Raw genomic sequence first — 17,232 nt, 5'->3', positions numbered from 1 at the left:
GAGAACAACCGATGCCCCGCGTGCTCCTCATCGAGGACGACCCCTTCGTACGCGAGGGGGTCCAGCTCGGTCTGCGCCGCCGCGGCCATGACGTACGAGCGGCCGAGACCGGCGAGGACGGCCTCGCCGCCCTGGCCGAATTCCGCCCCGACTTGCTGCTGCTGGATCTGATGCTGCCCGGAATGACCGGCGTCCAGGTCTGCCGGCAGGTCCGCGAGCACAGCCAGCTGCCGATCATCATGCTCACCGCGCGCGGCGACGACTTCGACGTGGTCATCGGCCTGGAGGCCGGCGCCGACGACTACATCGTCAAACCCGCCCGGCCCGAGGTGATCGACGCCCGGATCCGGGCCGTGCTGCGCCGCATGGACGACGGCTCCACGGGCCGCCCGGCCATCGAGGTCTACGGCGACCTCACCATCGACCGGGTCGGTCTGACCGTCTCCAGAGCGGGCCGGCTTCTGACGCTCGCTCCCTCGGAGCTCAGGCTGCTCCTGCACCTGTCCGCCGCCCCCGAGCAGGTGTTCAGCAGGCAGCAGCTCCTGGAGAACGTCTGGGAGCACACCTTCCACGCCGACGGCCGGCTGGTCGACGCCTGTGTCGCCAGGCTGCGCGGCAAGATCGAGAACGAGGTCGGCAGCCCGCGTTACGTCCAGACGCTGCGGGGCTTCGGCTACCGCTTCGGTCCGCTGTGATCACCGCCCCCCGGCCCGGCCGCCCGCGCGGTGGCGGGAGCGATGGACAGGACGGCGCGGGTTCAGCCGCGAGCACCCGCAGGCGTCCGCGGACCAGGGCGTTCGGCCTGCGTACCCGGCTCCTGGCCGCCTTCCTGCTGGTCGCCGTGGTCAGCGCCGGCACGACGTCCGCGCTGACCTACCGCGAGGCCCGCAACGCTCTGCTGAAGACCGCCCAGGACACGGCGGTCTCGACGTTCCGCGACCAGGTCCAGCGGACGGGCTGGGGGCTGCCCGTTCAGGAGGAGGGGCTGGAGGAATTCCTGCGCGACCTCGCCCGTACGGGCAAACCGCGCCCCTGGGTGGTGTTCGCCGAGTACGGCGCTCTCCGCGCGTCCTCGGGCGAGAACCCGGTCTCCACCGTCATCACCCCCGAACTGCGGCGGGCCGCGTCGGCCGACCGGTACGGAAGCTTCGAGCGGGTCGTCAAGGACGGCGTCCCGTACCTGACCGTCGGCATGCCCACGGTCTTCAGGACCGGCCCCGACAGCGTGCTGCCCACGGGACTCGTCCTGTACGCCGTCATGCGGATGACCGACGAGCAGGTCAACGTCGACGCCCTGCTCGTCGCCGCCCGGAACGGCGCCCTGCCCGGCCTCGCCATCGCGCTCGTACCCGGCCTGATCGCCGCGCGCAGCGTGCTGCGTCCCGTGCGGGAGCTGCGCCGCGCGGCCAGGAGCATGGGCAGCGGCAGGCTCGACACCCGTATCCCGGTACGCGGCAACGACGAACTGGCCGACCTGGCGGACACCTTCAACGAGTCGGCGGGACAACTGGAGCGGTCCGTCGGCGAATTGCGCGAAGCCGAGGCACGGGCGCGCCGCTTCGCCTCCGACGTCTCGCACGAACTGCGCACCCCCCTGGCCGGGATGCTCGCCGTCACCGAGGTCCTCGACCAGGACGCGGACCGTCTGGACACCGACACCGCCCAGGCGGTCCGGCTGGTCAGCGCGGAGACCGGAAAGCTCGCCGTACTCGTCGAGGACCTGATGGAGATATCCCGCTTCGACGCCCGCGCGGCCGAGTTGAACTCCGACGAGATCGACGTCGCCGAGGCCATCCGCAAGTCCCTCCAGACCCGGCGCTGGTCGAACGACGACCGGATCCACGTCGAGCTCCCCACCGGTATCCGGGCCCGGCTCGACCCACGCCGCTACGACATCGTGGTCGCCAACCTCGTCGGCAACGCCCTGCGGCACGGCGGCGCGCCCGTCACGGTGCGCCTGCGCACCGAGGCGAGCTCCTCCGGCACACAGGTGCTCATCACCGAGGTCGCGGACAGCGGCCCCGGCATCCCCTCGGCCTCGCTCCCGCACATCTTCGACCGCTTCTACAAGGCCGACGCGGCCCGCACCCGATCGCCGGGCAGCGGCCTGGGGCTGGCGATCACCCTGGAGAACGTGCGTCTGCACGGTGGAACGATCCGTGCGGGGAACCTGCCCGGAGGCGGTGCTGTCTTCACCGTCGAAATACCGCTCCGGGTCGAGGAGGCCGGCAGATGAGGCGTGCGTGGTGGCGCGGACGCGTGGTGGGCCCCCTCGTCATGGTCTGCGCGTCCCTGGTCGGCGGCTGCGGCATCCAGGCGTCCGATGTCATCGAGGCGGGCGGACCCGCGACCGTCGACGCCTTCCTCAACCGTGACGACGACATGCTGCTCTTCTTCCGTTCCCCCGACGGCGGGTTGAGTCCCGTGATCCGGGAGATCAGGCCCTCGCCCGGGTTCGGCGACGAGTACGTGGAGCTGGGCTCCGGCGACCGGGACCCCACGGGGCCGGCGGGCCCCGCGCCCACGGAGGAGGTCGTCCTGGCGCTGCTCTCCGGCCCTGGGAAGACGGACCGGGTCGCCGGTCTGACCACCGCGCTTCCCGCTGTCCGCGAGAGCGGAGCCGTAGCGGTCGAGGTCTCGTCGGACGGCGGGATCGCGGTTCGCCTGCCCCTGGCCGTGCGGGGACTGAACGCCACGGCCCTGCATCAGTTGACCTGCACGATCGCCTACAACGAGGCCACCGACGGCCGGGGGGTCGTGACGCTGACGGGGCAGGACAGGGCGAAGAGGTCCGGCACCTGCGGACTCGCCCCCGGCAGAGCCGGCTGAGCACCGTTCCTCGGCCGGAAGCCGCCCCGCATCGCCCCGCGTACGGCGACGGCCCGGACCCGTACCGATACCGTCGTGATACGGGTCCGGGCCGCGCGCTCGCTCGCTTGAGCTCCAGCCCGCTTGATCGCTAGCTCGCTTGATCGCTTGGTCAGAAGAAGACCCCGCACCTCAGCAGTACGTTCGCGTACGGCCGGGCCTCCCCCGTCCGTACGACCAGGCGGGTCGCCGCCGTGAGCGCCTTGAGCTCGTCGTGCGGGACCACTTCCAGCCAGGGGAAGTGACCGTCCAGGAGCGCCGCGGCCTCCGGATTGGCGTCATGGATCTCCCGGGCGGCCGTCGCGCCCTCCACGACCAGCTCGTCGAGCAGGCCGTCCAGCACCTCGGCGAACGACGGGGTCCCGGCGCGGAAGGCCAGGTCGATCACGCGGGGGCCGGGTGGGATCGGCATGCCGGCGTCGCAGATCAGGACGCCGTCGCCATGGCCGAGTTCGGCGATCGCGCCCGCCAGATGGCGGTTGAGGATGCCCGACTTCTTCACAGCGCGTCGACCTCCTCCAGCGTCGGCAACGACTCCTGCGCCCCCCGCGCCGTGACCGCCGCCGCGCCCACCCTGACCGCGAAGGCCGCCGCCTCCCTCAGTTCGTCGCCACGGCCCAGACGCCAGGCCAGGGCCGCCGTGAACGCGTCGCCTGCGCCGGTCGTGTCGAGGGCCTCGACCTTCGGGCTGACCAGGTGGTCCAGGGATTCCGCACGGCTGTCCGCCACCAGGGCCCCGGCCGCGCCCAGGGTGATGACGACCGAGCGCGGGCCGAGCGCGAGCAGCGCCGGCGCCCAGTCGTGCGGGGACTCCCCCGCCCCGTCGCCGAGGATGTACCGCGCCTCGTGCTCGTTGACCACCAGCGGATCGCAGGCGGCGAGCACCTCCTCGGGGAGCGGCGCGGGCGGGGACGGGTTGAGGACGAGCCGGGTGTCCGGCCCCCGGCCGCGTACCGTCTCGGCCACCGTGGCGAGCGGGATCTCCAGCTGTACGGAGATGACCCGGGCGGCTGCCAGCAGCGGGGCCGCCGCCCGGACGTCCTCGGGGGTGAGGCGGCCGTTGGCTCCCGGGGAGACCACGATGCTGTTGTCGCCCGAGGGGTCGACGGTGATCAGGGCGACGCCGGTGGGCGCCCCGCCCACCAGGACGCCATCCGTGTCGACGCCCGCCGCGCGCTGGGTCTCCAGCAGGAGGCGTCCGTGGTCGTCGTCGCCGACCCGGGCGAGGAGGGCGGTCCTGGCGCCGAGGCGGGCGGCGGCCAGCGACTGGTTGGCGCCCTTGCCGCCGGGGTGGACGGCGAGGTCGGAGCCCAGGACCGTCTCGCCGGGTGCGGGGCGGCGCTCGACGCCGATCACGAGGTCGGCGTTGGCCGACCCGACGACCAGCAGGTCGTACCGGTACCGGTCGTCGGGGGCGTTGTCATGCATGTGCGTGCTTCCTGCTTTCGTCGGTCCGGGGTCAACATGCCGGTTCGCGAAGGGAGTTCAGCAGACTCGTTCACGAGCCGCGCGGCGGTCGGGCCGGTTCACGCGCCTGGTTCACCAGGCTGGTTCACGAGCCGCGCCCAACAGGCCGGTTCACGAGCCGGGCGGCGGTCAGGAGAAGTCGGCGACGTTCTCCCGGGTGACCACCTTGACCGGCACCTTCACCATGCTCTCGACCTTCTCGTCCTTCGTGGCCTTCACGGCGTTCCGTACCGCGATTCTGCCCAGTTCGGCGGGCTGTTGCGCCACCGACGCGTAGAGCGTTCCGGCCTCGACCGCCTTCAGGCCGTCCGGGGTTCCGTCGAAGCCGACGACCGAAACGGACTTCCCGGCCTTGCCGCCGAGTGCCTTGGCCGCGCCGAGCGCCATCTCGTCGTTCTCGGCGAAGACGCCGGTGACGTCCGGGTGCGACTGGATGAGGTTGGTCATGACGTCGAGGCCCTTGGTGCGGTCGAAGTCCGCGGGCTGCTTGGCGACCACCTTGATGCCCGGGTACGCCTTGAGTCCCTCGGCGAAACCGGCCCCGCGCTCACGGCTGGCGGAGGTGCCCGCCGTGCCCTGGAGGATGACGATGCTGCCCTTGCCGCCGAGCTTGCCGGCCAGCGCGTCGGCGGCGAGCTTGCCGCCCGCCACGTTGTCCGAGGCGACCAGCGTCGCGGTCTCCGCCTTGTTGACGCCGCGGTCGGCGGCGATCACGGGGATGTCCGCCTTGTTGGCGCTGCGGACGCCGGGACCGACGGCGTCCGAGTCCACCGGGTTGACGATGATCGACGAGACGCCGGAACTGGTGAAGTTCTGGAGCTGGTTGGCCTGCTGGGAGGCGTCGTTCTGGGCGTCGGTGACGGTGAGGTCGATGCCCGCCTTCTCCGCCTCCTTCTGTGCGCCTTCCTTCATCTGCACGAAGAAGGGGTTGTTGAGCGTGGAGAGGGACATGCCGACCTTCGTCGTGCCGCCGGACGAGCCGGAGTTGAAGAAGGAGACCGCGCCGACGACGAGGGCGACGCAGAGTGCCGCGCCGGCCAGTTTGAGCGCTCCCTTGCGGCCGGCCCCGGGTGCGCCGGGGGTGGTGCCCGCGGAGGAGGCCGTTCCCGAACCGGCCTTGCGGCGCAGGGTGTCCAGCAGGACGGCGAGCGCGATGACGACGCCGATGACGACCTGCTGCCAGAACGCCGACACGGAGAGGAGGTTGAGGCCGTTGCGGAGGACGGCGAGGATGAGCGCGCCGATCAGGGTGCCGGACGCCTTGCCGACACCGCCGGCCAGGCTCGCCCCGCCGATGACGACCGCGGCGATGGCGTCGAGTTCGTACCCCTGGGCGGCCTGCGGCTGGGCGGAGACGAGGCGCGAGGCCAGGACGATGCCCGCGACGGCGGCGAAGAGGCCGGACAGCGCGTAGATGACGATCTTCTGGCGCTTGACGCGGAGCCCGGAGAGCCGGGCCGCTTCCTCGTTGCCGCCGATCGCGTACATCGAGCGGCCGATGAACGTGCGGCCGAGGATCAGTGCGGTGATCAGGCCCATCGCGATCATCACGAGGACCGGTACGGGGAGCCATCCGCCGAGGGTGTCGCCGAGCACCGAGACGGAGTCGGGGAAGGCGATCGGACTGCCCTGCGAGATGACGAGGGAGAGCCCGCGGGCGATCGAGAGCATTGCCAACGTCGCGATGAACGGCGGGAGTTTGCCGTACGAGACGAGGGCTCCGTTCACGAAGCCGCAGGCGATGCCCGTGAGGATCGCGAGGACGACGGCCAGGACGACCGGCACGCCGGCCGAGGTCGCCGACCAGGCGAGGACCGTCGCGGACAGGGCCGCCACCGAACCGACGGACAGGTCGATGCCCGCCGAGACGATGACGAAGGTGACGCCGAACGCGAGGATGGCGGTGACGGCCGCCTGGACGCCGACGTTCAGCAGGTTCTGGGTGGTCAGGAAGTCGCCGGAGAGCAGCGACATCGCCACCACCAGGACGACCAGTGCGCTGAGCGCGCCGTTGTCGAGCAGGACGCGGCGTATCACGGAGACTCCGCCGCCCGTTCCCGCGTCACTCTTGGCTGTCTCAGTGGCCACGGGGGCCCTCCTCTTCCTTCTTCGGTGCGGGGTGGTCGGTGGACGTCGGTACGTCGGTGAGGGCGGGGCCCTGGGCCGTGGCCGGGGTGCCGACGGCGAGGGCCATGACGGCGTCCTGCGTGGCCTCGCCGGCGCGGAGTTCACCGGCGATCCGGCCCTGGGCCATGACGAGCACCCGGTCGCTCATGCCGAGGACCTCCGGCAGATCGCTGGAGATCATCAGGACGGCGTGCCCGGACGCGGTCAGCTCGTTGATGAGCTGGTAGATCTCGACCTTGGCGCCGACGTCGATGCCCCGGGTGGGTTCGTCGAGGATGAGGACCCGGGTGTCGGCCAGCAGCCACTTGCCGATGACGACCTTCTGCTGGTTGCCGCCGGAGAGGGTGCGCACATGCTGGCCGAGGCCGGACATGCGGACGCCGAGCTGCTTGGCGATGCGGGCGGCGGCCGTGCGCTGTCCCTTGAGGTCCACGAGCCCGGAGCGGGTCGCGGAGCGCAGGGTGACCAGGCCCAGGTTCTCCTGGACGGAGGCGTCGAGGACCAGGCCCTGGCCCTTGCGGTCCTCCGGTACGAGTCCGATGCCGGCGCCCATCGCGGCGGGCACGTCGTGCCGGACCAGGCGCTCGCCGCGTACGTCGACGGTGCCCGCGTCGTACGGGTCGGCGCCGAAGACGGCGCGCGCCACCTCCGTACGCCCGGCGCCGACGAGCCCGGCGAGGCCGACGACCTCGCCGGCGTGCACGTCGAAGCTGACGTCGTGGAAGACGCCGTGGCGGGTGAGTCCGCGCACCGACAGCAACGCGTCTGCGGAGTCGGGGTGTTCGGGGCGTTCACGCGGGTACTGCTGTTCGATGCTGCGGCCGACCATGAGCTGGACGAGTTCGTCCTCGGGGGTCGACGCCGGGACCTGGTCGATGCTGCGGCCGTCACGGAGGACGGTCACACGGTCGCCGAGTGCGGCGATCTCCTCCAGGTGGTGGGTGATGAAGACGATCCCGACGCCGTCCTCGCGCAGTTGACGGACGATCGCGAAGAGCTTGTCGACCTCCTCGGAGGTGAGCACCGCGGTCGGCTCGTCCATGATCAGGACGCGTGCCTCCAGGCTGAGCGCCTTGGCGATCTCCACCATCTGGAGCCGGGCGATGCCCAGTTCACGGACCTTGGCGTCGGGTCGCACGTTGACGCCGACCCGGCGCAGCAGTTTCTGCGCGTCCTCGCGCATCCTGCGGTGGTCGACGAGCCCGTAGCGGCGCGGCTGGCGGCCCAGGAAGATGTTCTCGGCGACGGTGAGGTCGGGGACGAGGTTGAACTCCTGGTAGATGGTGGCGATGCCGAGCCGTTCGGCGTCCTGCGCGCCCTCGATGCGGACCTCACGCCCTTCGGCCAGGATGTGGCCGCGGTCGGGGCGGTAGGCGCCGGAGAGCATCTTGATGAGGGTGCTCTTTCCCGCGCCGTTCTCGCCGAGCAGGACATGCACTTCGCCTCTGCGGAGGTCGAAGTCGACGTTGTCGAGGGCCACCACACCGGGGAAGGTCTTGCGCAGACCCTCGATGCGCAGCAACTCGTCCGGTGCGGTCACCCGTGGCTTCTCCGGTGCGGTCACCGGTCGCTCCTCTGGTTCGATGCGGCCCCGCCGCACGAACGGCGTACGACGAGGCGGGCGGGCAGGGCGACGGACTGCGGGGCCCGTCCTTCGATCCGGTCGGCCAGCGCGCGCACGGCGGCCCGCGCGAGGTCGGCGGTCGGCTGGGCGATGGCGGTGATCGGCGGGTCCGTGTGGACGAACCACGGGATGTCGTCGAAGGCGGCGAGCGCGATGTCGTCGGGTACCCGCAGCCCTCGGGCCCGGATCGCGTCCAGCGCGCCGAGCGCCATCAGGTTGTCCGCGGCGAACACGACCTCGGGCGGCTCGGCCAGCGCGAGGAAGCGCTCGGTCTCCCGGCGACCGCTGGCCGCCTGGAAGTCACCCTGCCCGATGTAGGCGTCGGGCAGGTCGAGCCCGAGCTCGCGCATCGCGTCCCGGAAGGCCTCGACGCGCTCGTTGCCGGTGGTGGTGGCGGCTGGCCCGGCGATGATGGCGAGCCGGCGGTGACCGAGGCCGTGCAGATGCGCGACGAGATCCCTGACCGCGCCCGTACCGTCGGCCCGGACGACCGGGACGTCGATGCCGGGGATCCAGCGGTCGACGAAGACCATCGGCGTGCCGCTCAGGGCGACGTCCCGCATCAGCGGGGAACCCCCGTCGGCGGGCGAGACGAGGAGACCGTCGATCCTGCGGTCGATGAGCGTGCGGATGTGGTGGTCCTGGAGCTCGGGCCGCTCGTCGGCGTTGCCGATGATGACGCTGTAGCCGAGCGCGCGGGCCTCCTCCTCGACGAAGCGGGCCAGCTCGGTGAAGTACGGGTTGAGCACATCGCTGATGACCAGGCCGAGCGTGCGGGTCTGCGCGGTGCGCAATGAACGGGCGACCGCGTTGGGCCGGTAGCCGAGGGCCTCGACGGCGGCGAGGACGCGAGTACGCGCCTCTGCGCTCACGGACGGATGGCTGTTCAGCACGCGCGACACCGTGGCGGCGGACACACCCGCCTCGGCCGCGACATCTTTGATGCCCGCCATGTCCGGACCACCTCCTTGTGGTTTCCGTACACCTCGAAACCCTTGCGCCGACCGGTGGCGGACCAGCGGCTCGACGCCATGGAATCGATTACACGGACGATTGGAATCGATTACACGACCAAAAACAAGCCCCCCTCCCGCGTCCGAGACCGGATCGTGACGGGAGGAGGGCGGGAGCGGTGCGGGATGGAGGGGAGCCCGCCAGAGGCCCTGGTGGCGCTGCACGGGCAACATCTATCGGGCTCGCCGGGCCGAGCAGCCCGGGTCAGGTTTGCGCGGCTCCTGTCTCCGCGGTGCCTTGCCAGGAAGCCGCAGCGCGCTCGATCACCTCCGCTGCGGGGGGGCGACCACCGCCCCAGTGCGGGCTCGCCGCGACGAGCTTGGCGCGGAGTTCCTCTGCCAGCAGGCGTCGCTCCTGCGCCCCGGCCTCGTCGGCAATCCGGCGCCCCCACCGGGCCGTGTCCACCACGGCGGACTTCAGCGCCTCGTAGGCGCAGTAGAAGTCGAAATCCGCCCTCCACGCCGTACGGCATTCAACGGGGGCCACCGCCTCCCAGCCCGCCAGCACCCTGGGCCGGTCGCCCGTGGCGTAGGCGGTCTTATGCACATGATCGGCCAGGTCGTACACGGGATCGCCCCACAGGGCGAGTTCCCAGTCGAGGAAAGCGACTCCTCGGCGATCGGTCAGGAGCATGTTCTTGCGGTGGATGTCCGCGTGGAGCAGCCGGAAAGGCCGCTCGGTGAGCTCTCGCTCGGCGCGTTCCGCCAGCGGACCGCAGGGGTCCGGCGGGACTCCGAGCACCCTGTACAGATGGTCCAGCGGCGCATCCGCGCGGCTCCGGATCTGACGGACGAAGGACAGCAGGCGCAGCGCGAACCCCTTGGTGTCTCCATCGTCAGGCCATTCGGGCAGTGCGGGAAGCGCGGAGAAGGGGACGCGCAGCAGCTCCCCGAAAAGCTGCTCGACGCCGTCGAGGACCGCATCGGGTACGGGCTTGCCATCCTGGGCAAGGTCGTCGACCCTGCGCCCCTCGATGAATTCATGGATCTGAAAACGCGGTTCGGTACTGGTGTGAAGCAGTCGCGGCGCATGCGAGACATACGGGCCGATCGCCGCAAGTACCGCCGACTCCGGCCAGAGGGTGAGGTCCATGGGCTCGGCCGCCGAACCGGGAATCCGCACCAGCACAGGACCCGAATCCGTCCGCACACGCACATTGCGGTTGTAGAAGCCGGAGAGCGCCGTCTTCTGCGCGCGAGACTCTTCGTACAAGGCTAGGGCGTCCATGACTGTCTCTCTACCCACGGAGCCAGAGTTTGAGCAACCCTTCCTCGGGTCATGTCAGGGGCCGCACCCCACATGGGACGGGCCGCGTTGAGTTTGCGAGCCAGGCGGTCCGTGAGGTAGTCACGCATGAAACGGTCGGCTCCGACGAGTTGCTTCGAATAGCGAACTGTGTCGACAATCGCTGATTTGACGCGCTCATGAGCCAGATAGAGATCCAGGTCGGCCGGAGGGCCGGTCGTCGACGCTTCGGGCAGACCTTCGCGCCAACGGCGCAGCACCTCTGACCGTTGGTCTGCGGGGTAATCCATCTTGTGGAAGTGGACACCGAGTTCATAGAGAGGATCACCCCACAGCGCCAGCTCCCAGTCGAGAAACCAGGTCAGCCCGCCGGAGACGATCATGTTCTTGCGGTGCAAGTCGGAGTGCAGGACCGCGAAGGGCCGAGAGGTCAGCCCGTCCCACAGCGGTTCCAGGACCGCGAGCGGCTCGGCCGGGATGCCGAAATCCTCGAAGATGTCCGCGCACGCCTCTCGGTGCGCGTCGTACACCTGCTGTGTCAGCTTCGCGAGTCGTCGGCCGAAACCGCCGACGTCGCCCGAGTCCGGCCAGTCGGCTGGCAGCCTCGGCGCCTTCTCCTGCGGAATGCGGACCAGTTGATCCATCACCGCGACGACGTCGCCGATCACATGCGAGGGGACGGCGCTGCCGCGGGGCGAGAAGCTGTCCAGCACTCGTCCATCGATGAAGTGGTGCACCTGGAAGCGGGGATCCCAAGAGGCATGGCGAAGCTCGGGCGCCCGGCTCACGTACGGCCGGATGCAGCCCAGCACATCCTGTTCCGTCCACAAACGTACGTCCATGGAGTCCGCGGCTTCCAGAGGGATGCGGACGTTTACCACCCCCTCCGAGGTCCGCACCGCTACGTTGCGGTTGTAGTAGCCGGCCGCCGCTTCGTCGGATGCCCGTGCCTGCTCGTAGAGATCCAGCCAGTTCACGCGGTCTCCTCGAAGAACAGTGAGAGAGCGGAGTCCATGCGGATCAACAAGTCGTCCAATGAGCCGAGCGGTCGCACGGCAGGGCGCGCCCGCTCGGCCGCTGCCACCAGCTCGGGACCACTCAGATCCATCCGCTCGGCGGTGCGATGAATCGTCAGGATCAGCGACGGATAGACCTGACACGCCTCGAACTCCCGCACAGCGTGGAACAGTAACTCCCGGGCCGCCCGCCGGTCCCCTTGCTTCAGCATCAGGACCGCACGGAACATGTCGGCCCTAGCCCTCCCCGATCGGTACCCCGCTCGGTCCAGTGCCGCGTTGGCATTGTGAAAGGAGGAAGCCGCTCTGTCGTGCTGGCCCAGCCGGGTCTGGGCCATGGCCATGGCCGTGAAAGCCTTTCCGATCTCGTGCTGAGCACCCAGGTCACGCTGGACCGCCAAGGCCGCGGTGGCAGCTTCGATCGCCGCCGCCGGATCGGTGAAGGCGTAGAGCTCGGCCTTGTTCGTCAGGACATTGGCCAGGCCGACGGCCGCGTTCGCCGCCCGGTACTCGGCCTCCGCACCGGCCAGCAGTCGGGATGAACTGTCGAAATTCATCAGGAACCTGTGACCGAGGTGCATGAGCCGCTTGAGATCGCCCCGGATTACCCGGCCCTGGGGCGAGCAGATCTCGTAAACCTCCTCCGCAAGCTCGAACGCACCATGAAAATCGCCCTGCCACATCCGGATGTCAGCCACGCAATACCCGGCCGCCGGACGGGCCTCACCCTCGTGTTGCTCCCAGACCCGCGCGAAAATCGACGCGGCCAGGGCACTCTCCCCCGCAATACGCCGGGCATTGGCACCGGCCAGGGCCAGACGCGCGGCGACGAGAGAACACACGGGACGATCCAGGCGTGGGGTGAGTCCGATCGCTCCGGCCGTGTCGCCAAGCTCCAGCCTGGACTCGGCGTCGAGGCAGTCCGCCGCATCACGCAGAGCTGACAGACCCGCACCGGCCTGGCCCGTACCAGGCGCGGCAAGGTGGTCCCGAAGATCCTTCACCACGCCGTCCACCGCCTGCCTCCCGTTCAACACGACGGCCCGGTCGGCATGGAGCTGGATCTGTTCCGGTGTGATGTCACCAGCGCGAAGGCCGTGATAGACCGCTTCTCGCAGCGGCGAGATTCGGGCCAGGCCAGAAGTACGACGCTCTCCGTGCTCCACCCGCCCGGCCAGCGTCTCCCAGTGAGTCCGCAACGTAGCGTGGACGTGCCGTTGGACCGCCGGTGAGAGATGCCGCTGGAGAGCGGTAATCATCAACTGATGCAGTCGGTGCCAGCCATCCGGCAGCGGGTAGGCGAAGGAATAGGCGGTGAGCGACTCCCACATGAGCAGGTTCGTCGGCAGATCGAAGGCCCGCCCAATGGCCTGGAACACCTCGAAGTCGAAGGTACGGGCCACGCTCAGCAGTTCAAGGATCCGTACTTCGTCGGGGGCGACGTGCTGGAGGAATCGCTGGACGATCTCCTCGGACGTGCCGGCGTGCTCGAGTCTGGCAGGGTTTTGCAGGTGCGTGTCGACCGCAAGGTGCAGGTAGAAGGGGACACCCTCACTGGCTTCGGCGATGGACCGCTGCCTCGGAATCTCCGTGATGCCGGCCTGCGTAAGGAGGTCGAGCCGGGCCGCCATGGGCAGGCCGTCGATGTCTACGCGCTTGATCACCGCTTCCCATTCGGAGTCGTACGCCGCCCATCGCAGGGCCTCACGGCTGGCGAGAACGGTGAGGCCGCCCTGGAGCTGGCCCAGCAGGTCGCGTAGCCAGGCGTCGGACCCGTAGCTGCGCCCACCCGGCAGCGGCGTGGGCACGAGGGCGTCGTAGGCGTCCACATACACGGCGTACGGCCGGGACGCGGCCGAGGCGCACAGGTCCTGCGCGAAGAGGTAGGAGACCGCGTGGCCCAACTCCGCGTTGCTGAGGTTGTCCAACTCACTCAGTGTGGGGTCGGCTTCCACTTGCTGGCGGCGTTGCCTGTTCTTGATCGCGCGTCCGGCCAGTCGCGTCAGCCCGGCCGCCGTCCCGAACACCGGCAGGCCCATCGCATCGTCCAGGATCGTGGAGAGGATGTCGCTCTCCTCGGCGAACGGCGTGTTCTTCGGACTCAGCTGCAACTGGGGGTGCACCCGTTGCCAGAGGACCGCGTAGGCGATATCGAACCGGTCGAATTGAACTCCCTGCGCGCCGAAATCCATACGCAGCACGGCCAACGCGTCTTCCTGCTGCCGCATCGTCGGGAGTTGCAGGTCCACCCCTGCCGTGCGAAATCCGTCCGGGGTGCGGTTGCGTAACTCCTGGAGAAGCCGCGACTTGCCAATGCCACCCACACCAACCACGTTCAGAATCCGAGGCCCCTCGCCGAGAGCGTGCAGTTCCTCGCTGTAGGCCGAGAGCACCCCCTCCCGGTTGAAGAACTGCCGCTGGAGCGCCGATACCCGCCGGTATTGCGGTCTGATGGGCATGGTGGCCCCTCCCCCAAAGTAGCCGTGCACATGCGAGGTGCAGGTTAGCGCCACGGACGGAGTGGTGAGAAGGGCTTTCCAGGCCGCTGCGGGTGGAGTGATCCCGTGCGCCCCCACTGCCGAGCGCCGAGGTGGAGCCGTGCGAATCTGTGCATGGACGACGGCTACGGCTTCCGCTCCAAGCAGGTCGACGGGCGACCGCGCGGATGATGGCGCGGCGGCACGGGATGAGCGTGGTAGGCCTGCGCTATCCGTATGTGGGCGGCTTCGAGGAACGGCTGCGCGCACACGCCGCCCGGCTCACGGCCGACCCGGCGGCGGGGGCGAGGGGCCTGTGGACGTATCTGGAGGTCCGTGACGCGGCGAGGGCCGCGCTGCTGGCTCTGGAACCTCGATCCCGACCGCCTCGACACCACCCGCCACAGCTCCCCGCACGTCGGCTTCGGCCACGGCCCCCACCGCTGCGTCGGCGACCACCTTGCCCTCCTGGAGGCCCAGCTCTCCTGGACCGCGCTGTGGGACCGCTTCCCCGGTCTCGCTCTGGCCGTCACCCCGGACGAACTGGTCCGTGAAGCGGCCTGCAACTCCTGGAAACTGGCCAAACTGCCCGTCCGCCCCCACCCGTGACCCAGCGCACCCGCACCCGCAACCTGGTCGGACACCGGATGCACTGGCACCCGCCCGCTCGACAAGCCTGTTCATACCCCTACGCCTCCGACCTCGACGCCGGTCGTACCGACTCGGGTTGGCAGGCCACTGTTCACGTCTGGGTCAGAGTCGGATGTCTATCGCGTTCGCTCCCTCGCCTAGATTCTCGGGCGGAAGTGTAGAACGACTGAATAGAGGCTTTGATGTCCCTGCGCCGTGTTCTGCTGAGCCTGGTGCTGGTGCCCTTGCTCGCCGCTCCGGTCACCGCCCGCGCGGCAACGTCCGACGGTCCCGAGAAGACGTCGCACCAGAAGAAGCGCTTCGACCTTCAGGCGCACCGAGGTGGTCTCGGTATGACGACGGAGGGGTCCCTGGAGGGCTTCAGCAAGGCGCTGCGCCTCGGTGTCAGCACCCTGGAGCTGGATACCCAGGTCACCAAGGACTCCAAGGTCGTCGTCACCCACGATCGCAAGGTGAGCGCCCAGAAGTGCCGTGACACCGCACCGGTCATGCCGGGCGACGCCATGTACCCCTATGCCGGCAAGCTCATCAAGGACCTCACGCTGCGGCAGGTCAAGACCCTGGACTGCGGATTCCAGAACCTCCCCGCACACCCGCACCAGGAGGTCGTCAAGGGTTTCCGGATGGTCGAGCTCCAGGACGTCCTGCACCTCGTCAAGCGCTACAAGGCCCACAAGGTCACCCTCAACGTGGAGACCAAGATCGAGGCCGGTGCGCCTGAGGAAACCGCACCGCGCGAGCTGTTCGTCCGACGCGTGTTCGAGGAGATCAAGTGCTCAGGGATGGCGAATCAGGTGACGGTCCAGTCCTTCGACTGGGGTTCCCTGCGGGCGATGCACCGGCTCGCTCCCCGCTGGCCACTGGTGGCCCTGACCAACTACGACTTCCTCCAGGTGGGCAGGCCAGGTGCCTCCCCGTGGCTCGGCGGCATCGACGTCGACGACTTCGGCGGTGACTTCGTGGACGCGGCTGCTTCCATCGAGGGCGTCAAGGCACTGTCACCCAACTACGGCTTCCCGCAGAACGGGAAGATCGGCGACCCGGGTTTCCGCTTCTACCCCGACAAGGCCATGATCACCAAGGCTCACGCACGGGGCCTGAAGGTCATTCCGTGGACCTGCAACGACCCGGCCACCATCGCAGCGCTCATGGACATGGGCATCGACGGCATCATCTCCGACTACCCGAACCGGGTCCGCCAGATCATGGCCGGTCGCGGCATGCACCTGCCGAAGGCTTACGAGCCCCGCTGAGGACGAGGTCCGGACGCTCCGGCGCGCAGGGACGGCGGAAGCGAACCGCGGGACCCGGATGCGTTCTCGGCGAACCCGCAGAGGGCCGGATCACATCACGTCCACCACAACAACAAAGCCGGTCAAGGCGACAGAGTGTCGCTTTGACCGGCTTCGTTTGGTCAGTTGACCCTGGTGGGTCGTTCACGAGATCCAACTGCCAGGCGAAACCCGCATTGACGATCATGCTGCTCCCGTCTGATCATGGACGAATTCCCGAGACGTTTCCCGTTCACGCACCAAGCTCACCACGACCCATTCGGTCCATCGCTCGATTACTGAGTGTTCAGCCATCCTTCGAACAGCATGAGGTGCTCGCCCATGGCTCCCAGCGAGGTGGGACTGCGCTCGTACTGCTCCGAGAGCGCCACTTCGTAGATCTTGTATGCCGGAACGGCTTCCTCGCCGGCGGCGCTGACAGCGGCGAGCGCACGAAGAGCGACTTCGGAATTGCCAGCTTCCGTGCTGGTAACCAGCTCTGGGCAGAGCACTTCGCTGATGTACTCACACAGTTTCATGAGCTGCCGCCCAGCACGGGTCGCGCGATCACGGACGGCATCCAAACGGGCCTCGTGAAGGTGATCCTCAAGTTCGGGCTCGTCGTCCTCGTCACACCAGATCGTCCGCAAGGACTCTTCTTGTGCTTCCAACTCCTGCTTGGAGTCGCGGAGAAGTTCCTCCAGGCTGAGAGTCGGGTGCTCCATCACTGTGTCAGACAGCTCGGGCAGCGACTCGATTGAGGTGGGGTCCGGGAGCGAAGAACCGTCGCGGAGTGCCACGAGAAGCAAGGCCTGCCGCAGTACAGGTAGTAGCCGACCGGTGTCAGTTGCTCCACGGAGCTCGTAAGCGGAGCGCTCAACGGCCATATAGTCGTTTTCCCCGATGTATCCATCGATCTCGAAACGAATCTCAGAAACCGAAGTGGCGATCGCTCGGACCTCCGTCAGTACCTCCCCTCGCGCGTGAGCACGGCATGCACACGCGGGGACCCATAGGTTCCGCGCGATTCGGCATGGACCTCAGTGATCTGCTGGGTCAGCTCGGCATCCCGCATCGCACGGGGGCCGGGCGGTCCGGAGAGACGGGCATAAAAGGCGGTCCTGGAGACCTTCATCAGCTCACACGCCCGTTTGACGCTGTGACCTGTACGCTTCTCCGCCTCGATGAACGGGTGCACCGTCACCGGGCATCCTTCGCGAAGAAAGCTGTGGCCCGCTTGAGGATGTCGACGTCCTCGCGCAGCCGGCGGTTCTCCCGCCGCAACGCGGCCAGTTCCTCGCGTTCACTGCTGGCCAGCCCGGTGCGCTCGCCCGCATCGACCTCAGCCTGCTTCACTCAGTCCCGCACCGCCGTCCCGGTCAGCTCGAAGTCCTTGGCGACCTGGCCGACCGAACGGTCACCTCGCCGGCACACCCCGACGATCTCGGCCTTGAACTACGGCGTGAATGAGC

The 17,232-nt window shown here is 69.0% G+C and carries 16 protein-coding genes; 5 read left to right on the top strand and 11 right to left on the bottom strand.

The window, feature by feature from the left end; translation table 11 throughout:
* Positions 1-11 precede the first annotated feature (11 nt).
* The 3 genes from ACH4KB_RS24135 to ACH4KB_RS24125 are packed head-to-tail and all read left to right on the top strand — an operon-like array spanning position 12 to position 2,829.
* On the top strand, positions 12-695 hold the full coding sequence (locus tag ACH4KB_RS24135) for a response regulator (RefSeq protein ID WP_398067972.1): 684 nt from the start codon (positions 12-14) through the stop codon (positions 693-695).
* A complete protein-coding gene (locus ACH4KB_RS24130) occupies positions 692-2,236 on the top strand; it encodes an ATP-binding protein (RefSeq protein WP_398067971.1) in 1,545 nt (514 codons plus the stop codon). The genes ACH4KB_RS24135 and ACH4KB_RS24130 overlap by 4 nt, the downstream gene beginning before the upstream one ends.
* Positions 2,233-2,829, top strand: a complete 597-nt coding sequence (locus ACH4KB_RS24125) for a hypothetical protein (protein ID WP_398067970.1) — start codon at positions 2,233-2,235, stop codon at positions 2,827-2,829. Before ACH4KB_RS24130 ends, ACH4KB_RS24125 begins: the two co-directional genes overlap by 4 nt.
* A 151-nt stretch (positions 2,830-2,980) precedes the next feature.
* Here the strand turns inward: ACH4KB_RS24125 and rbsD are convergent, their stop codons facing one another.
* The 8 genes from rbsD to ACH4KB_RS24085 form a co-directional block, all read right to left on the bottom strand.
* Entirely contained in the window at positions 2,981-3,370 is a 390-nt protein-coding gene (gene rbsD / locus ACH4KB_RS24120; protein WP_398067969.1) for a D-ribose pyranase, read from the bottom strand.
* Complete coding sequence (locus ACH4KB_RS24115; RefSeq protein WP_398067968.1) at positions 3,367-4,296, bottom strand: ribokinase; 930 nt, start codon at positions 4,294-4,296, stop codon at positions 3,367-3,369. The genes rbsD and ACH4KB_RS24115 overlap by 4 nt, the downstream gene beginning before the upstream one ends.
* 168 nt (positions 4,297-4,464) lie before the next feature.
* Positions 4,465-6,423 (bottom strand): substrate-binding domain-containing protein, encoded by a 1,959-nt coding sequence (locus tag ACH4KB_RS24110; RefSeq protein WP_398067967.1) that lies wholly within the window; start codon positions 6,421-6,423, stop codon positions 4,465-4,467.
* Positions 6,413-8,026, bottom strand: coding sequence for a sugar ABC transporter ATP-binding protein (locus ACH4KB_RS24105; RefSeq protein WP_398067966.1), 1,614 nt, complete (start codon positions 8,024-8,026; stop codon positions 6,413-6,415). Before ACH4KB_RS24105 ends, ACH4KB_RS24110 begins: the two co-directional genes overlap by 11 nt.
* Positions 8,023-9,039 carry a LacI family DNA-binding transcriptional regulator gene (locus ACH4KB_RS24100; RefSeq protein WP_398067965.1) on the bottom strand — a complete coding sequence of 339 codons (1,017 nt, stop codon included), beginning with the start codon at positions 9,037-9,039 and terminating at the stop codon, positions 8,023-8,025. The genes ACH4KB_RS24105 and ACH4KB_RS24100 overlap by 4 nt, the downstream gene beginning before the upstream one ends.
* Before the next feature lie 265 nt (positions 9,040-9,304).
* Positions 9,305-10,327, bottom strand: coding sequence for an aminoglycoside phosphotransferase family protein (locus tag ACH4KB_RS24095; RefSeq protein WP_398067964.1), 1,023 nt, complete (start codon positions 10,325-10,327; stop codon positions 9,305-9,307).
* Positions 10,315-11,322 (bottom strand): phosphotransferase family protein, encoded by a 1,008-nt coding sequence (locus ACH4KB_RS24090; protein ID WP_398067963.1) that lies wholly within the window; start codon positions 11,320-11,322, stop codon positions 10,315-10,317. Before ACH4KB_RS24090 ends, ACH4KB_RS24095 begins: the two co-directional genes overlap by 13 nt.
* A complete protein-coding gene (locus ACH4KB_RS24085; RefSeq protein WP_398067962.1) occupies positions 11,319-13,820 on the bottom strand; it encodes a hypothetical protein in 2,502 nt (833 codons plus the stop codon). Before ACH4KB_RS24085 ends, ACH4KB_RS24090 begins: the two co-directional genes overlap by 4 nt.
* Before the next feature lie 354 nt (positions 13,821-14,174).
* Here ACH4KB_RS24085 and ACH4KB_RS24080 point away from each other — a divergent pair, with 354 nt between their 5' ends.
* Both ACH4KB_RS24080 and ACH4KB_RS24075 read left to right on the top strand, forming a co-directional pair.
* Positions 14,175-14,447: a cytochrome P450 gene (locus ACH4KB_RS24080; RefSeq protein ID WP_398067961.1), complete on the top strand. Its 273-nt coding sequence runs from the start codon at positions 14,175-14,177 to the stop codon at positions 14,445-14,447.
* Positions 14,448-14,671: 224 nt separating this feature from the next.
* Positions 14,672-15,742: a glycerophosphodiester phosphodiesterase family protein gene (locus ACH4KB_RS24075; protein WP_398067960.1), complete on the top strand. Its 1,071-nt coding sequence runs from the start codon at positions 14,672-14,674 to the stop codon at positions 15,740-15,742.
* 314 nt (positions 15,743-16,056) lie between these two features.
* On the opposite strand, the gene ACH4KB_RS24070 is transcribed toward ACH4KB_RS24075, so the two are convergent.
* The 3 genes from ACH4KB_RS24070 to ACH4KB_RS24060 form a co-directional block, all read right to left on the bottom strand.
* Entirely contained in the window at positions 16,057-16,560 is a 504-nt protein-coding gene (locus ACH4KB_RS24070; protein ID WP_398067959.1) for a hypothetical protein, read from the bottom strand.
* Positions 16,561-16,724: 164 nt separating this feature from the next.
* Positions 16,725-16,964: an IS3 family transposase gene (locus ACH4KB_RS24065; RefSeq protein WP_398067958.1), complete on the bottom strand. Its 240-nt coding sequence runs from the start codon at positions 16,962-16,964 to the stop codon at positions 16,725-16,727.
* Positions 16,961-17,116, bottom strand: a complete 156-nt coding sequence (locus ACH4KB_RS24060) for a hypothetical protein (protein WP_398067957.1) — start codon at positions 17,114-17,116, stop codon at positions 16,961-16,963. Before ACH4KB_RS24060 ends, ACH4KB_RS24065 begins: the two co-directional genes overlap by 4 nt.
* Positions 17,117-17,232: the final 116 nt, after the last annotated feature.

The sequence above is a fragment of the Streptomyces sp. NPDC017520 genome, assembly GCF_044329855.1.
Classification (GTDB): Bacteria; Actinomycetota; Actinomycetes; order Streptomycetales; family Streptomycetaceae; genus Streptomyces.
The sequence above is the reverse complement of the archived record's forward strand: the minus strand, read 5'-3'. Positions and strand labels throughout refer to the sequence as shown.